This window comes from Actinomyces oris (genome assembly GCF_001553935.1).
Classification (GTDB): domain Bacteria; phylum Actinomycetota; class Actinomycetes; order Actinomycetales; family Actinomycetaceae; genus Actinomyces; species Actinomyces oris_A.
Window position 1 is genome coordinate 34,210 of the sequence record NZ_CP014232.1, and the last position, 16,751, is coordinate 50,960.

The 16,751-nt window shown below is 70.0% G+C and carries 15 protein-coding genes; 4 read left to right on the plus strand and 11 right to left on the minus strand.

From position 1 onward, the window contains the following. Positions 1-40: 40 nt before the first annotated feature. The 5 genes from mutM to coaD form a co-directional block, all read right to left on the minus strand. Positions 41-1,108 (minus strand): bifunctional DNA-formamidopyrimidine glycosylase/DNA-(apurinic or apyrimidinic site) lyase, encoded by a 1,068-nt coding sequence (mutM, locus tag AXE84_RS00135; RefSeq protein WP_060956430.1) that lies wholly within the window; start codon positions 1,106-1,108, stop codon positions 41-43. Continuing rightward, positions 1,108-1,902, minus strand: coding sequence for a ribonuclease III (gene rnc / locus AXE84_RS00140; RefSeq protein ID WP_010614948.1), 795 nt, complete (start codon positions 1,900-1,902; stop codon positions 1,108-1,110). The genes mutM and rnc overlap by 1 nt, the downstream gene beginning before the upstream one ends. Then, positions 1,902-2,492, minus strand: a complete 591-nt coding sequence (locus tag AXE84_RS00145; protein WP_060956431.1) for a YceD family protein — start codon at positions 2,490-2,492, stop codon at positions 1,902-1,904. The genes rnc and AXE84_RS00145 overlap by 1 nt, the downstream gene beginning before the upstream one ends. A gap of 183 nt (positions 2,493-2,675) precedes the next feature. Next, entirely contained in the window at positions 2,676-3,227 is a 552-nt protein-coding gene (locus AXE84_RS00150; RefSeq protein WP_010614946.1) for a hypothetical protein, read from the minus strand. Continuing rightward, a complete protein-coding gene (gene coaD, locus AXE84_RS00155) occupies positions 3,224-3,811 on the minus strand; it encodes a pantetheine-phosphate adenylyltransferase (RefSeq protein WP_060956432.1) in 588 nt (195 codons plus the stop codon). The genes AXE84_RS00150 and coaD overlap by 4 nt, the downstream gene beginning before the upstream one ends. A 133-nt stretch (positions 3,812-3,944) precedes the next feature. Here coaD and AXE84_RS00160 point away from each other — a divergent pair, with 133 nt between their 5' ends. Then, entirely contained in the window at positions 3,945-4,943 is a 999-nt protein-coding gene (locus AXE84_RS00160) for a LacI family DNA-binding transcriptional regulator (RefSeq protein WP_081093001.1), read from the plus strand. A gap of 112 nt (positions 4,944-5,055) precedes the next feature. Here the strand turns inward: AXE84_RS00160 and fucP are convergent, their stop codons facing one another. The 4 genes from fucP to AXE84_RS00180 form a co-directional block, all read right to left on the minus strand. Further along, complete coding sequence (gene fucP, locus AXE84_RS00165; RefSeq protein WP_060956433.1) at positions 5,056-6,384, minus strand: L-fucose:H+ symporter permease; 1,329 nt, start codon at positions 6,382-6,384, stop codon at positions 5,056-5,058. Continuing rightward, on the minus strand, positions 6,384-6,812 hold the full coding sequence (locus AXE84_RS00170; protein ID WP_060956434.1) for an RbsD/FucU family protein: 429 nt from the start codon (positions 6,810-6,812) through the stop codon (positions 6,384-6,386). The genes fucP and AXE84_RS00170 overlap by 1 nt, the downstream gene beginning before the upstream one ends. A gap of 64 nt (positions 6,813-6,876) precedes the next feature. Next, positions 6,877-8,346, minus strand: a complete 1,470-nt coding sequence (locus AXE84_RS00175; RefSeq protein ID WP_060956435.1) for a rhamnulokinase — start codon at positions 8,344-8,346, stop codon at positions 6,877-6,879. A 12-nt stretch (positions 8,347-8,358) separates the two neighbouring features. Then, a complete protein-coding gene (locus AXE84_RS00180) occupies positions 8,359-10,134 on the minus strand; it encodes an L-fucose isomerase (protein ID WP_060956436.1) in 1,776 nt (591 codons plus the stop codon). A gap of 207 nt (positions 10,135-10,341) precedes the next feature. On the opposite strand from AXE84_RS00180, the gene AXE84_RS00185 reads away from it, so the two are divergent. Continuing rightward, positions 10,342-11,010, plus strand: a complete 669-nt coding sequence (locus AXE84_RS00185) for a class II aldolase/adducin family protein (protein ID WP_060956437.1) — start codon at positions 10,342-10,344, stop codon at positions 11,008-11,010. Between the two features lie 50 nt (positions 11,011-11,060). Next, positions 11,061-11,621, plus strand: a complete 561-nt coding sequence (gene rsmD / locus AXE84_RS00190; RefSeq protein WP_081093002.1) for a 16S rRNA (guanine(966)-N(2))-methyltransferase RsmD — start codon at positions 11,061-11,063, stop codon at positions 11,619-11,621. 34 nt (positions 11,622-11,655) lie between these two features. Here the strand turns inward: rsmD and AXE84_RS00195 are convergent, their stop codons facing one another. Both AXE84_RS00195 and AXE84_RS00200 read right to left on the minus strand, forming a co-directional pair. Beyond that, the gene (locus tag AXE84_RS00195) at positions 11,656-13,914 is read right to left on the minus strand and encodes an ATP-dependent DNA helicase RecG (protein WP_060958082.1); all 2,259 of its coding nucleotides are present in this window, start codon (positions 13,912-13,914) and stop codon (positions 11,656-11,658) included. A gap of 164 nt (positions 13,915-14,078) precedes the next feature. Continuing rightward, on the minus strand, positions 14,079-16,031 hold the full coding sequence (locus AXE84_RS00200) for a DAK2 domain-containing protein (RefSeq protein WP_060956438.1): 1,953 nt from the start codon (positions 16,029-16,031) through the stop codon (positions 14,079-14,081). Positions 16,032-16,549: 518 nt separating this feature from the next. Here AXE84_RS00200 and rpmB point away from each other — a divergent pair. Next, complete coding sequence (rpmB, locus tag AXE84_RS00205; protein WP_003785965.1) at positions 16,550-16,741, plus strand: 50S ribosomal protein L28; 192 nt, start codon at positions 16,550-16,552, stop codon at positions 16,739-16,741. Positions 16,742-16,751: the final 10 nt, after the last annotated feature.

A 16,751-nucleotide genomic window follows, 5' to 3' on the forward strand; every position in this document is an offset into this window, starting at 1 on the left:
TGATGCCGTTGTGGAGGCTCCCTGCGAGCACTGGCTGCGCCTACCGGTGCCGGCGCGGACGGGTCTGGCAACGGGGACAGTAGGTGTGAGAACGCCCTCCCAGAGTCTCACGCACCATGGTGGCCCCGCAGCGGCGACACTCCAGTCCCTGGCGCCCGTAGGCGCCCAGCTCGCGGGCGAAGAACCCGGCGGCACCCTCGACATCGACGTAGAGGGCATCGAAGCTCGTGCCACCGACCTCAAGGGCCCGGCGCATGACCTCGGCGGTGGACTCAAGGATCCGGGCCACCACCCGCGGGCCGAGACCAGTTCCCGGGCGCAGGCCGTGCACCCCGGCCTCCCACAGGCCCTCGTCGGCGTAGATGTTGCCGATGCCCGAGACAAGTCCCTGGTCGAGCAGCTGGATCTTGATGGCGCGCCTCGAGGCGCGCAGCCGGGCGACGACGCCGGTGGGGCCGGCCAGCTGCAGGGCCGGGTCGAGCAGGTCACGGGCGATATGGGTGGCGTCGGCGGGCAGCAGCGGCCGCGGGTCGCCCATCCCGCCGGGAGCGCCGTCGGCGGTGGGGGTCAGGTCGACGACGTGCAGGCCACCGAGCATGCGCTGGTCGACCAGGTCGAGGACCGCGGCGCCGGCGCCGTTGTCACAGTTATCGCCGCCCAGGCCGGTGCTGAGGTGGAGGCGCACTCGCAGGTGGCGGGCAGAGGTGGAGATGTCCCGCACGTAGCGGGGTTGCTCGGTAGCACTCAGGTCCGCTGGGCGCCCGCCGGGCAGAGTGTCCGGGTCGGCCAGGAAGGCCGCGGCACGGTTGGGCTCCGGGGCAGCGTCAGGAGCGGTCGCGACGGTGGTGCCGCGCACGAGCAGCTGGCCGCTCATGCCCAGGTGGGCCGACAGGGCGCGTCCGTCGTCCAGGGGCAGCCACAGGAACTTCCCGCGGCGGACGGCCGCGGTCAGGGTGCGCCCGGTGAGCTGGTCGATGAAGGCCTGCGCTCCCCCGTCCTGGCGGCGCAGCGGACGCGGGTCAAAAACCTCGACGCGGGTGACGGTGCGTCCGGCCACGTGCCGGGCGAGACCGGCGCGCACCACCTCGACCTCGGGCAGCTCTGGCATCAGCTCGTCTGGGGGGTCTGCCCGGTGAGCAGGTCGGCGCGCAGGGCCTCGTTGACTCCGGGCAGGTTGAGGCCGCCGTCACCTCGGGCGGCCAGGATGGCGGCGTAGGCGGCCTCGGCGGCGTCATGCTCGGCGACCTTCTTCGAGCTGCCGGTGCCCTGCCCCAGGACCTCGCCGTCAACGATGGCGCTGGCGGTGAAGACCCGCTGGTGGTCGGGGCCGGTTCCGGTGACCTCGTAGGCGGGGTTGCCGAGCTGGTGGACGGCGGTGAGCTCCTGGAGGCTCGTCTTCCAGTCCAGGCCCGCGCCGCGGGTGCGGGCCGAGTCCAGGAAGCGGGAGACGAGCCGGGTGACGACCGTGCGGGTCTCCTCCAGGCCGTGGGTGAGGTAGGTGGCGCCGATGAGGGCCTCGACCGTGTCGGACAGGATGGAGTCCTTGTCACGCCCGCCCGAGAGCGCCTCGCCCTTGCCGAGCTTGATGAACTCCCCCAGTCCCAGGTCGCGGGCGACGGCGGCCAGGGCCGGCTCGGAGACGGTGGCGGCGCGCATCTTGGCGAGCTGGCCCTCGGGGACCTCCGGGTGGGTGCGGTAGAGGTACTCGGTGACGATGATGCCCAGGACGGAGTCGCCCAGGAACTCCAGACGCTCGTTGGTGGGCAGGCCGCCGTTCTCGTGGGCGTAGGAACGGTGGGTCAGGGCCAGGTCGAGCAGCTGGGCATCGATGCTCGGCCCCCAGCGGTAGACGAGGGCCTCGGTGTCGGTGCGCGCGGGCGGGGCGCTGCGGCGCTTGGCCATCAGGCCTGTTCCTCCTCACTCGTGGGAGCGTCCGGCTCGCCCTCCTGACCGGTCTCGGTCTCCAGCAGGCCGGCCAGGGCGGACCAGCGCGGGTCGAGGACCTCGTGGTGGTGGTCGGCAGGCAGGTCCTCGAAGCGCTTGCCGCAGTCGGGGCACAGTCCGGGGCAGTCGGGGCGACACAGGGGCTGGAAGGGCAGCGTGGGCACCAGGGCGTCGCGCAGCGCCGGTTCGAGGTCCAGGGTGGTCTCCCCCACCGCCAGGAGGTCCTCGGCCTCCTCATCGCCTTCGGCCCGCTGGGCCTCGATGACCTCGAGGAAGAGGTAGAGCTCGTCGATCCTCACGCTGCGGTCCTCATCGAGGTCGCGCAGGCAGCGCACGCACTCGCCGTGGACGTGCAGGTCGGCGTCGGCATGTGCCAGGACGCCGTCGTCCATGGAGGTCAGGGTGACGTCGAGGGCAAGGTCGCTGCCCTCGGGCACACCGATGACCTCGGTGCCCAGGTCGGCGGGGGCGGGGGTGCGGATCTGCAGGTTCTTGACCGAGCCGGTGGCACGGGGCAGGTCGACGATATCGACGATGAGTCCTGGCATAGGTTCCTCCACAGCGGGTTGACCGCACCGTACCCAGCGATGACCGAGGGGCCCCAGCGGCATGGTGTCCGCGTGATGCCCAGGTGATGCCCAGGCGATGGACACGGTCCTGGGCGGCTGGTGGGCGGGGTTGATGGACGTGATGTCTGGCGCGAGCGTACCCGGTGGGGCGGCGCCGCCGATTCAGTGGGCGGAGGGGTCCACGGACCAGGCCGAACGGCGGCGGACGGGCTCCTGGATCTCCACCGGCTGGCCCGAGCCGTCGCCCAGGCGGCCGGCCAGGACCTCACGGCCGGCGCGGATCTGCTCGGCGACCTTGGCGACCTCGGCCTCCAGGGAGGCCAGGGTGCGGTCGGAGTACTCGTCGGCCCCGTGACGCAGGGAGGCGGCCTTGTCCTCCGCCGCAGCCACGATACTGTCGGCCCGGTCATTGGCCATGCGCACGATGTTCTCCCCAGCCACGAGACGCTCGGACTCCTCCTGGGCGTACTGGACGAGCCGTTCGGACTCGGCCCGCCCCTCAGCCAGGACGGCGTCGGCATCGGCGACGATCTTCTCGGCGCGACGGACGGCGGTCGGGACCGCGTCACGAGCCCGATCGATGAGATGCAGGGCGTTCTCCCGGTTGACGATCGCCGAGGCGCTCATCGGCATGGATCGGGCGTTGCTGATGAGCTCGTCGAGCTCATCGAGGATGCGCAGCAGGTCGTCTCCGGCATCACGGCTGGTCGTCACGGTAGGTCCTCTCGAGTGTGGTCGGCGCCGACGAAGCGGCTTGGCGGGGTCCCGGGCGGGATGAGTCCTGAGTCCACGCCGTCGTGGGCTGCAGACCCGGGGGCCTGGGACAGCCGGACCTCCAGGGCGTGGGCCACAGCGGGCGGCACGAGGGCGGAGACGTCTCGGCCGTAGCCCGCGACGTCCTTGACGAGGGAGGAGGAGATGTGCGCGTAGGCGGCGGACGCAGGCAGGAAGACCGTCTCGGGCGCCCCCAGGTCGCGGTTGAGCAGGGCCATGGGCAGCTCGGCATCCAGGTCGCTGCCGTTGCGCAGGCCCTTGATGATGGCGCTCGCCCCGCGCCGGCTGCAGTAGTCGGCCAGGAGCCCGGGGACGATGTCCACCTCGACGCCGGACAGGTGGGAGGTGGCCTCCCTGGCCAGGCGGAGGCGTTCGTGGACGTCGAGCAGGTGACGTCCGGCCTTGGCGGCGTTGTGGGCGATCCCGATGACGACGACGTCGAAGAGCGTGGTCGCGCGGGCGGCGATGTCGACGTGCCCCAGGGTGAGGGGATCGAAGCTTCCGGGGTAGACGGCCAGGCTCATACGCTCACGCTACTGGCTGGGCCAGCCGCGGTGCGGGACGCGCGCCGCACCGCCCGCGCCAGCACGCCGACGCGGCGCCCCGACGGGCGTCGGGCATCCCGGGCTCCTGGGGCGGCACTGCTATATTTCCCTTGTGTCCACACGCGTGACCCTCAGTGACGTGGCCGAGGCAGTCGGAGTCTCAGCGCAGACCGTCTCTCGCGTACTCAACAACCACCCGTCGGTCCGTCCCGAGACACGTCAGAAGGTTCTGGCAGCCGTTCAGGCACTGGGCTATGAGCCGAATCTCGCCGCCCGCTCGCTGGCCTCGGGCTCCTCCGGGGCCGTGGGAATCCTGCTGACTGCCGGGCTGTCACACGGGATGGCCTCCATCTTCTCCGCGATCGCCAGGGCGGTGCGCGAGCGGGGGGACACCTTCGTCCTGGCCACTGCCGAGGGAAGCGACTCCGAATCCGTGCGACAGGCACTGGCTCACCTGCACGGCCACCGCGTGGCGACCATCGTGGTCCTGGCCCAGCGCGCCGACGTCCTGACCATTCTCTCCTCCCAGCGCCACCGCGGTCCGGTCGTGGCCATCATCTCGGGTCAGCACGAGTTCTCCGAGCTGTCCACCGTCTCCATCGACCAGGCCCTGGGAGCCAGGCTGGCCACGGAGCACCTTCTGGCTCAGGGGCGCAGCCGCCTGCTGCACGTCACCGGGGACCTGTCCTGGCAGGACGCCTCGGAGCGCCTGGCCGCCTACCAGTCGGCGTGCGCGCAGGCCGGGCTTCCCGGCCGCTGGGTGGGTACGGACGCCTGGACGGGAGAGGCAGGGGCCAAGGTTGCCAGGCGTCTGCTCGACAGCGGCCTGCCCGACGCCGTCTTCGCCGCCAACGATGACATCGCCCTGGGGCTGTGCCACGAGCTGCTCGCCGCCGGCGTGAGAATCCCCGACGACGTCGCCGTTGTCGGCTTTGATGACATCCCCCTGGCGCGTTGGGCGACCCCGTCCCTGTCCAGCGTCACGCAGGACTTCGACGCCCTGGGACGGGCTGCGCTGAGCCTGTCCGACGAGATCGTCGAGGGCGCCCCCGCCCGCAGCATCTGCCTGGAGCCAACGCTCGTCGTCAGGGCGTCATCAACCAAGGCCTAGCGCCGGCGATCACCTTTCCAGGCGGGCCCACTGGCCCCACTGGACCTACGAAGCTCTGCGCGCCCGGCTCGTACCGAGTGGGCGCACAGAGCTCCGAAGTGAGAGGCGACCGTCAGTCGGCGCTGACGGGCCTGGGCGTGCGCAGCGTGTAGACCCCGTAGGCGGCCACCACCACGAAGCACCCGGCGACCGTGATGTAGGAGATCGCGGGAGACGTGTGGTCCATGATGGCGCTCTGCACCAGGGGCATGGTGGCTCCACCGATGATGGCCATGACCAGGCCTGCGGCCCCGTACTTGGTGTCCTCCCCCAGCCCCTGGAGGGCCTCGCCGTAGATGGTGGGGAACAGCAGGGAGATGCACGCCGACAGGGAGATGATGGCCAACACCCCCAGAATGTTGACGCTCACCATGGCGAACAGGGACAGGGCGATTCCGAGGGAGCACATGAGCAGAAGCAGCTTGCGTGCATCAAACCGTCCCATGAGACCCACCATGAGGAACCGGAAGACCAGGAAGATGATCAGGCTGGCCTGAAGCCAGTCACCCGCCACATCATCCGACACCTTCAAGGCGCTGGTGACGTAGTGCAGGGTGTAGGTCCAGATGCAGGTCTGGGCCGACACGTTGAAGTACTGCGCCACCACCCCGAAGCTGTAGCGCTTGTTGCGCAGCAGGCGCATGAGCCTGCCCGTCCCACCGCTGGCACCCGCGGCGGACTCCACCGGCCGCTCCACGACCTTGACCCGGCCGATCATGACGGCCAGCAGGATGTAGAGGAGCCCGAGGGCGACATAGGGGCCCATGACCGCCTTGAGCTCTGCACTCTGGGTGGCCAGCAGTACCTCGTGGCTCATGGCCTTGCGCTGCTCAGCGGTGGCCGGGTTCACCTTGGACAGGATCAGCAGGTCGGCCAGCAGCACCCCGAGGTTGGAGCCGATGGGGTTGAATGCCTGTGCGAAGTTGAGGCGCCGGGTGGCGTTGTGCTCAGGTCCCATGGACATCACGAAGGGGTTGGCACTGGTCTCCAAAATGGACAGACCGGCGGCCAGGGTGAACAGTGCGGTCAGAAACACCGAGTAGGTCATGGCGTAGGTCGCGGGGATGAACAGGAGCCCGCCGGTTCCCGCCAGCACCAGCCCGATGAGGACGCCACCCTTGTAGCCCAGGCGACTGTTGATGAAGGCCGCCGGGATCGCTAGGCAGAAGTAGGCCCCGTAGTAGGCCGACTGCACCAGCGAGGACTGCAGGTTCGACATGGAGAATACGGAGCCGAAGACCTTGACCAGGGGATCAGTCATGTTTCCGGCCAGGCCCCAGGCGGCGAAGCAGGAGACCAGCAGACAGAAGGGCAGCACCATGCCGGGATACAGGAACCCCCGCTTGGCCGTCCCCTCCCGGACGGGGGCCTCCTCAGCCACGGAGTCGCGAGTCGCTGTCATCACAGCACGCCCTTCTTGAGAATGAGATTGCCGTACAGGGCGGTCTCCCCGGTGAGGACGACGGCGTAGACGCTGGGGGTGTAGTCGTAGAAGGCCATGCGCTCAATCGTCTTGACGCTCACCGGTCCGGCATCCTTCTCGGCCTCGTTCCAGATCTGCTCATAGACGTCCCACACCGGAGGCCGAGGGTCATCGCCCACCGTCTCCATGAGGGCCACCTGGTAGCTGCTGTAGCGGTCCAGGGGCATGAGCGTGAGGATGGACCGCAGCAGGTCGGGGATCCCCAGGCCATCGGCCCGCACCGTAGCAGGGTGGAGGTGGTGGCCGGGGAAGTTCGCATCGGCCAGGAGAATCTCATCCCCATGGCCCATCTCGAGCAGGATCTTGACGAGTTCGGGTGACAGGTTGGCGGGAATGTTGCGGAGCATCGTTGCTCCTTTCGTGTGGTGGGTGTTCAGTTCAATGTGTGGTTGCGCTCGACATGCCAAGTGGTCAGTCGGCGGTGGCGTTGCCCAGCCGTTCCCGCATGGCGTCGAAGGTATCGGGATCGGCGATGGTCCCAGAGGCCTCGACCTCCACGGAGCGGATACTGCGGCGCAGCACCTCACCGCGAGCACTCGGGCCGAGGACCTCGGCGGCCTCGAGCTGGGCGAGGATGTTGCCCAGGGCACTGGCCTCCGGCGTGCCCACGACGACCTGACGGTGACAGGCCGCCGCCGTCATGGCCGGCAGGAGGCTGTTGCGCGCCCCGCCTCCCACCAGGTGGATCGGTGCTGCCGGGTCCAGCTGGTCGCCGACGACGTCCTGCAGCCCCTGGGCGTAGGCGGCGTGGGCGCAGGCGAGCGACTCGAGGATGAGCCGGACCGTCTGCGCCGGCCCCTCGGGAGCCACCTTGTAGTGACTGCGGCACCACTGGGCGATCTTCTCCGGCATGTCGCCGGGACTGGCGAAGACCTCGTCGTCGGGGTCGATGACGACGCCGAGGGAGGCGCACTCTCCCGCCGCCTCGACCAGCGCACCGGTGTCGGGCTCGTTCCAGGAGCGCTGGCACTCCTGGAGCAGCCAGAAGCCGGTGAGGTTGCGCAGCAGCCGGATGCCTCCGTCGGTGCGCACCTCGTTGGTCAGTCCGGCCCGCAGCGCCGCTTCGTCCAGGACGGGGCTGGGAACCGCGGCTCCGATGAGGCTCCAGGATCCCGAGGAGATGAACAGGCGCACCTCGTCACCGGCCAGACCAAGCGCATGGACGGCGCAGGCTGTGTCGTGCCCGCCGGGACGCACGATGGTGATCCCTTCCGGTGTCGTCCCGGCCACCGTGGCGTCGTCGACGAGCGGGGGCATCCACCCCTGAGGAATCCCGGCGGCCTGGAGCACAGGAGCCGACCACTCGTGCGCCCCCGGTGAGGCGAGCCCGGTGGTCGAGGCGATCGCTCGCCCCGCCTGCGCGGGGGCGCCGAGCAGGTAGGCCACGAGGTCGGGCAGGGGCAGGAAGCGATCCACCCGATCGATGAGGTCGGGCTCCTGCCTCAGGTCCGCGTAGAGCTGGTAGACCGTGTTGATCTGCTGGGGCAGGATGCCGGTCTCTTTCCAAGCCGTCTTCACAGGGAGAGCCCGGTCCAGGTCTGCGGCCCAGCGGGCCATGCGCTGGTCCCGGTAGGCGCGCGGGGCGCGCAGCAGCTCTCCGTGGGCGTCGAGCAGGCCGTAGTCCACTCCCCAGGTGTCGATGCCGATGGAGTCGGGGACCCGCCCCAGCCGCTGCGTCGCCATGGCAATGCTCCGACGAACACCATCCATGATGCGCTCGAGGTCCCAGGTGAGGGTGCCGTGGTCGTCCACCGCCTGGTGGTGGAGGCGGAAGACCTCCTCGGTGCTGATGACCCCCTGCCGGTAGGTCCCCAGGACCGCTCGCACGGAGCTGGAGCCGAGGTCGAGGGCAAGGACGTGGTGCTCGTCGGTGCTCGTCATGGCGGCGACCCGTCAGCGGTAGAGAGGACCGAAGGTGGCGCAGGCCCGGAAGTCGGCGCTCTCGGGCTCGGCGGTACCGAAGGGCACCCAGGCCTTGGGGCGCAGGATCCTCTCGCGCTCAACGTTGTGCATGTAGACGGGGATGCGCAGCATCGATGCCAGGGTGATGAGGTCGGCACCGAAGTGCCCGTAGCCGGTGGCCGTGTGGTTGGCGCCCCAGTTGGCCATCCAGTCGTAGACAGAGGTGAAGGCGCCCTGGCCGGTCAGGCGCGGGACGAAGAAGGTCGTCGGCCAGGTCGGGTCGGTGCGGTTAACGATCTGGTCGCGCACGTCGTCGGGCAGCTCCACGGTCCAGCCCTCGGAGATCTGGAGGACCGGCCCCTGGCCTGCCACGAAGTTCAGGCGGGTCGCAGTGACGGGCATGTTGCCGGCGGTGGTGAAGTGCGTGGAGAAGCCGCCTCCGGGGAAGTACTCGCGGGTGGCGGCATGGAAGGTGGAGGCCTTCAGATCCGCCTCGATGTCCGCCTCGGTGATCTCCCACCAGTGCTTGATGATGGGGTTGCCCTCGGCGTCCTTCTCCTCGCCGGTGGCGTTGAGGGTGGTGGCCCCGGAGTTGCGCAGGTCGATGAATCCGTTCTCGGCGCGCCCCTCGAGCTTGTAGCCGGTGACCCGCTCAACGGCCTCGGGGCTCCAGTAGGTGCGCACGTCGCTGAAGAGCTGGGGACGGTGGGTCAGGACGGAGTTGAAGAGCATGGCCACGGCGTTGCCGGCGTCGCCCTCCGTGGCGAAGACCTTCTCGGGCCGCTTGCCGTTCCAGTCGAAGGTGGTGTTGAGGAAGGTCTCGAGGATGTCGCCGTTGGGCTTGTAGTCCGTCCACTGACGCTGCCCCTGGAAGCCCGCCGCGATGGCGTCGTGGCCCTCGGCCTCCTCGACGAAGCCCAGCTCGGCCAGGGCGGGGTTGCCCTCCATGAGGTCGCGGCCGATGAGGAGCATCTTGATGCAGTAGTCGAACTGCTCGTCATACTCCTCCTGGGTGAAGCGGTTGGCCTCGGGGTTGCGGTTCTCCCCGATGGTGAGGTGCTCCCGGGCCCAGGCCAGGGCGGTCTCGTACTCCTGGTGGTCGTAGATGCCGTGGGCGATACGGCGGTCGATCTCGATCATGTCGATGTACTCGGCCCGCATGCCCAGGTAGTCGACGAAGAACTGCTCGGGGACGCGGCAGCCGGCGATTCCCATGGAGACGGTGCCGATCGAGAGGTAGCTGCGCCCCTTCATGAGGCCGACCCCCAGGGCAGCGCGCACGTAGCGCAGGATGTTCTCGACGACGTCCTCGGTCAGGCCCGAGTCGTCGGCGTCCTGCACGTCGTGGCCGTAGATGCCGAAGCAGGGAATGCCCAGCATGTTGTAGGCGGCGGCCGCGGCGGCCAGGGTCACGGCCCCGGGGCGCTCAGTGCCGTTGAAGCCCCAGATGGCGTGCGGGATGGAGGGGTCGAGGTCAAGGACCTCGGTGATGTAGTTCCAGGAGGCGGTGACGGTCAGGTCGGCACACACGTTCTCGGTGCGGAACTGCTCCTTGCAGCGGTTGGCCTCGGCCACGCCCCCGATCGCGGTCTCGGAGACGACGCAGCGCACCGGGCTGCCGTCGGGGTAGGTCAGGCGCGAGGAGATGAGCTCGGCGACATCCTTGGCCAGCTGAGCGGTCTTGTCCTCGAGGGACTCCCTCACGCCACGACGGCGTCCGTCAATGAGGGGACGGATTCCGATGGCGGGGTAGGACGCAGCGGACATGGCAAGTTTCCTTTCACTGGGCGACGATGACCAGGACCCACATCGATGTGAGCGCAAACATAGAATGACCCCGACCGAGCGGTCATGTCAAGCATGAAAACAAGAACGCGAAACCATGGACATGAGAGCGCCAACATGGGACGATGCCTCGGTACCACTTCTGACGCAACGGGGCGCACAGCGGTACGCCCCGGGAAAGAGCCCATCATGCTTCTCAACGACGCTCGACAGCAGATCGCCGACGCCTGCTCCCACCTGTCCGACGACGGCCTGGTCGTCGGCACCGCCGGCAACCTGTCCGTCCGGGAGGGGGACCTGGTCGCCATCACTCCCTCGGGACTGCCCTACCAGGAGATGCGCCCCGATCTGGTCGCCGTAGTCGAGTACGCCACCGGCAAGCAGGTCGAGGGGCCGCTCAAGCCCGCCAGCGAGCTGGACCTGCACCTGACCGCGCTACGGGCGACCGGACAGATGTCGGTCGTGCACACCCACTCCTATGCGGCCACCACCGTGGCCAGCCTCGAGGGCGTGAGCGCACTCCCAGCCGTGCACTACTACATCTGCATGTTCGGTGGCAGCGACGTGCGAGTGGCCGACTACGCCATCTACGGCTCGCCGGAGCTGGCTGCCAATGTCGCCAAGGCCCTTGAGGGACGCACCGCGGCCCTCATGAGCAACCACGGCTCCGTGGTGGCCGGCCCGGACCTGGCCTCCACCTATGTCCTGACCCAGGAGCTGGAGTGGGTCTGCGAGCTCTACCTGCGCACACTCGCCGTCGGCAGCCCCAAGATCCTCACCGATGAGCAGATCGAGGCGGTCGCGTGCAAGATCCGGGACACCGGCTACGGTCAGCACGCCCCGGCCGAGGAGAGCTGAGCGCCGCAGCCACTGGGGACACAGTCTGCGGGCCGGGTAGGGTCTGTCCCATGACGAGGATCGTGGCCGGAACCGTGGGTGGACGCAGGATCGAGGTGCCCCGGTCCGGGACGCGCCCCACCTCCGAGCGCGTCCGCGAGGCTCTTTTCGCCCGCCTGGACCACTACGGGGTGCTCGACGCCGCTCGGGTGCTGGACCTGTGCGCGGGTTCCGGGGCTCTGGGTCTGGAAGCCGCGAGCCGAGGAGCCGGCGAGGTCACGCTCGTGGACTCCTCGCGCGGTGCGTCGCAGACCTGCCTGCGCAATATCCGGGCGCTGGGCCTGGGCGGGGTGTCGGTGGTGACCGCGAAGGCGGCCGCCTTCCTGGCCGGCCCGGCGGGCGCTCCGGCGGACCTGGTGCTGATCGATCCTCCCTATGAGTTGAGTGAGGAGGAGCTCACGGCGATCCTCACTGCCCTGGTCCGCAGCGAGGATCCGTGGCTGGCGCCGCGCGCCGTCGTCGTCGTCGAGCGCTCGACGCGCTCACCGGAACCGACCTGGCCGGCGGGGCTGGAGCGCTTCGCGGACAAGCGGTACGGCGAGACCACGATCTGGTTCGCCGAGCCGGCCTGAGCCGCGGACGCTCCCCGGTTCACCCCTGGGCGCTTCACGCTCTTTCGAGGAAGGCCTGGGACTCCTCATCGAGGCGCTCGACGATCGCCGCGGCCAGGGCCCGGTGCTCACGCAACTGTGGGTCGGTGGCCACGATCCGCTCGGCCTGGCGCCTCGCGGTGGCGATGAGGCGGGCATCGCGGGTGACGCGCAGCAAGTCCAGCCCGGAAGCGCGCCCCGACTGCGAGGCGCCCAGGACATCGCCCTCGCTGCGCAGCTCGAGGTCGGCCTCGGCCAGCGCGAATCCGTCCGTGGTGGAGGCGAATGCCTTGAGCCGGTGAAAGGCGGTGGAGCCGACCTCCGCACCGGTAACCGCCACGCACAGGGACGATCTGCTGCCGCGCCCGACCCGCCCGCGCAGCTGGTGAAGCTGGGACAGACCGAAACGCTCGGCGTCCAGGATGACCATCATGGAGGCCTCGGGCACGTCCACCCCCACCTCGATGACGGTGGTGGACACCAGGACCGGGGTGGCGCCCGAGGCAAAGTCGGCCATGGAGGCAGCCTTGTCGTCACTGCTCATGCGTCCGGTGAGGACCCCGACGCCGACGCCCTCCAGGACCGGTTCCCCCTCCAGTCGCCGCCTCCACTCCTCGACGGCGGCCAGCGGGCGGTCGGGATGCGAGCCGTCCCCCTCCTCCGCGAGCGCCTCCTGCTTCGGCCCGTCGTCGGTCTCGACAGTCGCCGCGCCGTCCATCGGCGTCCGCCGGGGCTCGTCGTCGACCTCGATCCGTGGGCACACGACGTAGACCCGCCCCCCGGAGGCGACCTCTTTGGCGGCACGCCGCCAGATGCCCTCCACCCAGGAGGTGCGCGACCACGGGACGAGGTGGGTGGGTACGGCGCTGCGCCCGGCGGGCAACTCGTCCAGGACGGAGGTGGCCAGGTCCCCGAAGACCGTCATGGCGATGGTGCGCGGGATCGGGGTGGCGGTCATGACCAGGAGGTGGGGCGTATGGGTCTGTCCAGTGGCCGGGTCAGTCAGACCGCCGCGCTCGCGCAGGGCGTCGCGCTGGGCGACACCGAAGCGGTGCTGCTCATCGACGACGACCAGGCCGAGGAAGGGGATCTGCACCGTGTCGGACAGCAGGGCGTGGGTACCCACGACGATCGCCGGCTCACCGGCGGCCAGCTCAGTGAGGATCCGACGGCGCTGAGCGGCGGGGGTGGAGCCGGTCAGCAGGTGGACGCGGGTGGCGTGTTCGGCGCCGCCGAGCATCCCGAGGCGGGCCATGGGCCCCAGGACCACCTCCAGTGAGGAGTGGTGCTGGGCGGCGAGGACCTCAGTGGGGGCCAGGAGGGCGGCCTGCCCGCCGCCTCCAACCACCTGGAGCATGGCACGCAGGGCCACGAGGGTCTTGCCGCTTCCCACGTCGCCCTGAAGAAGGCGCTGCATGGGAACGGTGCGGGCCAGGTCGGCGGAGATCTCCTCACCGACCCGTTCCTGCCCGGCGGTCAGGTCGTAGGGCAGGCGGGCGTCGAGGTCCGCTCTCAAGGAGCCCTCCGCCTCCGGTACGGGCCAGGCGACAGCGGTGCGGGTCGCCTCATGATGGGCTCGGCGCTGGGCCAGGGCGACCTGCAGGATGAGGGCCTCCTCGTGGCGCAGCCGTTTCCGGGCGGCCTTCCACTGCCCAGAGTCCTCGGGCCGGTGCACCCAGCGGTAGGCGGTGTAGGCGTCGACCAGCCCCGCCTCGCGCCGCAGCTCCTCGGGGAGGGGGTCAGCGACGTCGCCCGGCTCCAGCTGGTCCAGGACGCTGCGCACCGCCTTGGCCACCAGCCAGGACGGGAGGGCCTCCGTGCCGGGGTAGATGGGCATGGGGCGGGCCAGCAGAGCCTCGCGCTCGCCCTCATCGAGCTCGTCGAGGACGTACAGGCGCGGGTTGGACAGCTGCTTGCGTCCGCGGTGGAGTCCCACCTTGCCGCTGAGCAGGACGGTGGTTCCGGGGGCCAGCTGGGCAGCCCGGGTGCGCATCTGGCCGGCAGCACCGAACTGGACGAGGTCCATGGTGGAGGCGCCGTCAGTGACGGTGGCCTCCATAAGGGCCGGGACCCGGCCGGAGCGGGTACGCCGGGAGGAGGCGCGCACGACCTGGGCCTGGATGGTGGCCTGCTCACCCTCGACGAGGGTGCGCATGTCGGTCAGCTCCCCCCACGTATCGTAGCGTCGGGGCAGCAGGCGCAGCAGGTCCGCCCCGGTCTCCACCCCCTGCTTGGCGAGCTGTGCGGCCGTGCGCTTGCCCACGAGCCGGGTCACGGGACGCTCGAGCGGGCCGACGCTGCCGGGGCGGGGCGTGCGGGTTGAGCGATCAGACGAGCCGGACACGGCCCCACCCTATGACGAAGGAGCTCCGGAGCCGCTCATGACCCGAGGCGCTTGCATATGCGGGCGCCTCGAGACATGGCAGCGCGCAGAGAGGGCTACTCGATGGCGATGAGGACGTCGGGGTGCTCCTGGCCGCCGGCATGGACAGCGACCTCCACGTCCTCACCAACCGTGTGCCCCCGGGCCCCCACCGCCGCGCTGGCGGCCAGGGCACCGACGTCACGGCCGGCATTGCGGCCGGTGATGACGGTGAGCAGCTCATCGGAGGGGCGCAGCGCCGAGGCCACGGCGCGAGCCACGGCCTCGGCCTCGGCCTGGGCGCCGTTGAGGGCGATGGTGCGCAGTCCCGCGGCGGCGCTCCAGGCGCGGCGGGCCAGCTCAGCCAGCTCCGCCTCCTCGCCCCTGCCGGCCAGGGCCACCGCGGCGGCCAGGACCCGGGCCTCGTCGTCGGTGTCGCACACGAGGAGCTGAATACCCTCGGCCTCATAGCGCTCTGAGGACACCCCGGCGCGGGCGGTCTCTCGAGCGGCGCCCGCCTTGCGGGTGGTACCTACCGGCGGGCGGACGGTGGAGACGGCGGAGCGAGCCGCCAGGAAGCGGGCGGCATCGTGGGCCGCCTCGGTGCAGGCGGCGTCACAGGGCAGCACGATGACCTGGGAGGCGCCCAGGTCCGCTGCGGCGCGGGCGATCCCCTCCCGATCAGGGTTGAGGACGACGGCGGCGTCAGAGCGGGCGAGCTGCTCGATGAGCCCGGGAGCCCGGGTGCAGGCGATGACACCGACGCCGGCCTGCCGCGAGCGCACGGCCAGTTGCGGGGCCTGCGCCGGTGCGGGACGGGCAGAGGCCGCCTGGGAGGGGTGCATGCGCACCGACTTCGCCTTGCGCTCGGCTCGGCGCGCTGCCAGGCGCTCGAAGGAGACCACGTGGCCCGTGGGGTCCGAGTCGAGCGGCCCCCACGGGGACGGAGGCTCGTCCGTGGAGCTCACCAGGGCGGTGGGGTGGAGGTGGTGGATGCAGATCTGGCGGGCACGGCCCGCGTGCGGCAGAGCGGCACGCGGAGTGTCGGTGTGGACGTGGACCTGGTAGAGGCCCACTCCCAGGGCGTCCGGGGTGCCGACGACGCCCACCGAGTCGCCGATGTGCTCCAGGTCCCGACGCAGCTGACCAGCCTGGACTGCAGTCGCCTCCAGCAGATACATCACCTCGAACTCGCCGGTGGACATGCCCAGGGGCTCGGGACCAACGCTGTGCGGCACCCCACCTGCGGCCAGGTCGGTGAGCATCTGGCGGGCGACGGCGGTGTAGGGGGCGTGCTCGTCGGCGTCCTGGTGCCCCTGACGCAGCTCCGGGGCCTCAGTCGCCCCGGGACCCGCGTCCTGCATCGCGTCAATGGTGTCCGACAGACAGGTCAGCAGCAGCATGAAGGCCGCTCCCCCGGCATCCACCGGGCCGTGCCCGAGGCCCGCGGTCTCCACAACGGACTCCTGAGCGCCGAAGGCGGCAGCAGCGGCGATGAGGCTCAGGCTCGCGGGAGAGGTCGCCGTCGCCTCCTCCAGGGCGGAGCGGGCCGCTGTGGCCGCGTCCCGGGCGACCGACAGCAGGGTCCCCGAGACCGGACGGGAGACCGCGGCCCAGGTGGTGTCCGCCATGGCCTCGTAGACGTGCACGAGCTCGACGGGGCGCAGACCGGCGGGATCCGGAGCCTCGGCACAGACGTCGGCGAAGGCGGCCAGGGCCTGGGAGACCAGAAGACCCGAGTTCCCGCGGGCTCCCCGGACGGCGCCGTCAGCTGCGGCGCGGGCCACCTGGGCGGCGTCAGCGGCCCGCCCCAGTCGGTGGAGGGCGTCGGAGGCCGAGCGCAGGGTGAGCAGGACGTTGGTTCCGGTATCCGCGTCCGGCACAGGGAAGACATTGAGGACATCCACCAGGTCCCGGGTCTGGTCGGCAACGATCTCCGCCAGCGCGATCCAGCGGCGTACTGCGGCCCCCTGCAGCACATGGGTCCCTGAGACAGGGGTAACGGGGCGATGTCCTTGAGACTGCGCCATCTTCGCCTCCCCTGGTTCCTGGCTACGACCAGCACACCATGTGTGTCACGCTGTGAACACCTTCTGTTCCATTGCATGATCTGCATATGTGCAGGCGTTCAGCGAGCCTGGTTCATGGCTGGGCCGAGCCTTTGGTTTGATATGTGGTTTCAGAGTACCTGCCCGATCACATTCCTCCCACCGGAGCAGGATGACCACACCAGCACCTCACCCAGAGCGACGGAGAGCCGAAAGGACATGAAGGACACCGGCGCGCTGGTCAGACCCCTACCACCACATCCGGATAGAGCACACGTTCTTCATGTGATGATATTCATCACGTTTTCTGCTTAGTTCACACTTACTCCCCAGCCCCCAAGCACGATGGCATGTGCCCGAACGCACGCCGCTGCGGCTTGGGGCGCTGCACACGGGTCCGCTATTGTGTTCGGGTTGCCCAGTGCCCCGCGCATGGGCGGTAAGACCTGGCGCCAGGCATCGGCCTGTGCGTTGAAGCATTGAAGATCAGGAGTGAGACCGTGGCTGCTGTGTGCGACGTTTGCGGCAAGGGCCCCATCTTCGGCAAGAGCGTCTCGCACTCCCACGTGCGGACCAACCGCCGGTGGAACCCCAACATCCAGCGTGTGCGTGCTCTCGTCAATGGCGCCCCCAAGCGCCTCAACGTGTGCACGTCCTGCCTCAAGGCCGGGAAGGTGACGCGCAACATCTGAGCGCGCATCA

Bases quoted from the DNA above. Each gene is read 5' to 3' on its own strand.
- AXE84_RS00180 (WP_060956436.1), bottom strand. From the start codon at position 10,134: ATGTCCGCTGCGTCCTACCCCGCCATCGGAATCCGTCCCCTCATTGAC.
- rnc (WP_010614948.1), bottom strand. From the start codon at position 1,902: ATGGCCAAGCGCCGCAGCGCCCCGCCCGCGCGCACCGACACCGAGGCC.
- AXE84_RS00185 (WP_060956437.1), top strand. From the start codon at position 10,342: ATGCTTCTCAACGACGCTCGACAGCAGATCGCCGACGCCTGCTCCCAC.
- rsmD (WP_081093002.1), top strand. From the start codon at position 11,061: ATGACGAGGATCGTGGCCGGAACCGTGGGTGGACGCAGGATCGAGGTG.
- mutM (WP_060956430.1), bottom strand. From the start codon at position 1,108: ATGCCAGAGCTGCCCGAGGTCGAGGTGGTGCGCGCCGGTCTCGCCCGG.
- fucP (WP_060956433.1), bottom strand. From the start codon at position 6,384: ATGACAGCGACTCGCGACTCCGTGGCTGAGGAGGCCCCCGTCCGGGAG.
- AXE84_RS00175 (WP_060956435.1), bottom strand. From the start codon at position 8,346: ATGACGAGCACCGACGAGCACCACGTCCTTGCCCTCGACCTCGGCTCC.
- coaD (WP_060956432.1), bottom strand. From the start codon at position 3,811: ATGAGCCTGGCCGTCTACCCCGGAAGCTTCGATCCCCTCACCCTGGGG.
- AXE84_RS00200 (WP_060956438.1), bottom strand. From the start codon at position 16,031: ATGGCGCAGTCTCAAGGACATCGCCCCGTTACCCCTGTCTCAGGGACC.
- AXE84_RS00145 (WP_060956431.1), bottom strand. From the start codon at position 2,492: ATGCCAGGACTCATCGTCGATATCGTCGACCTGCCCCGTGCCACCGGC.
- AXE84_RS00170 (WP_060956434.1), bottom strand. From the start codon at position 6,812: ATGCTCCGCAACATTCCCGCCAACCTGTCACCCGAACTCGTCAAGATC.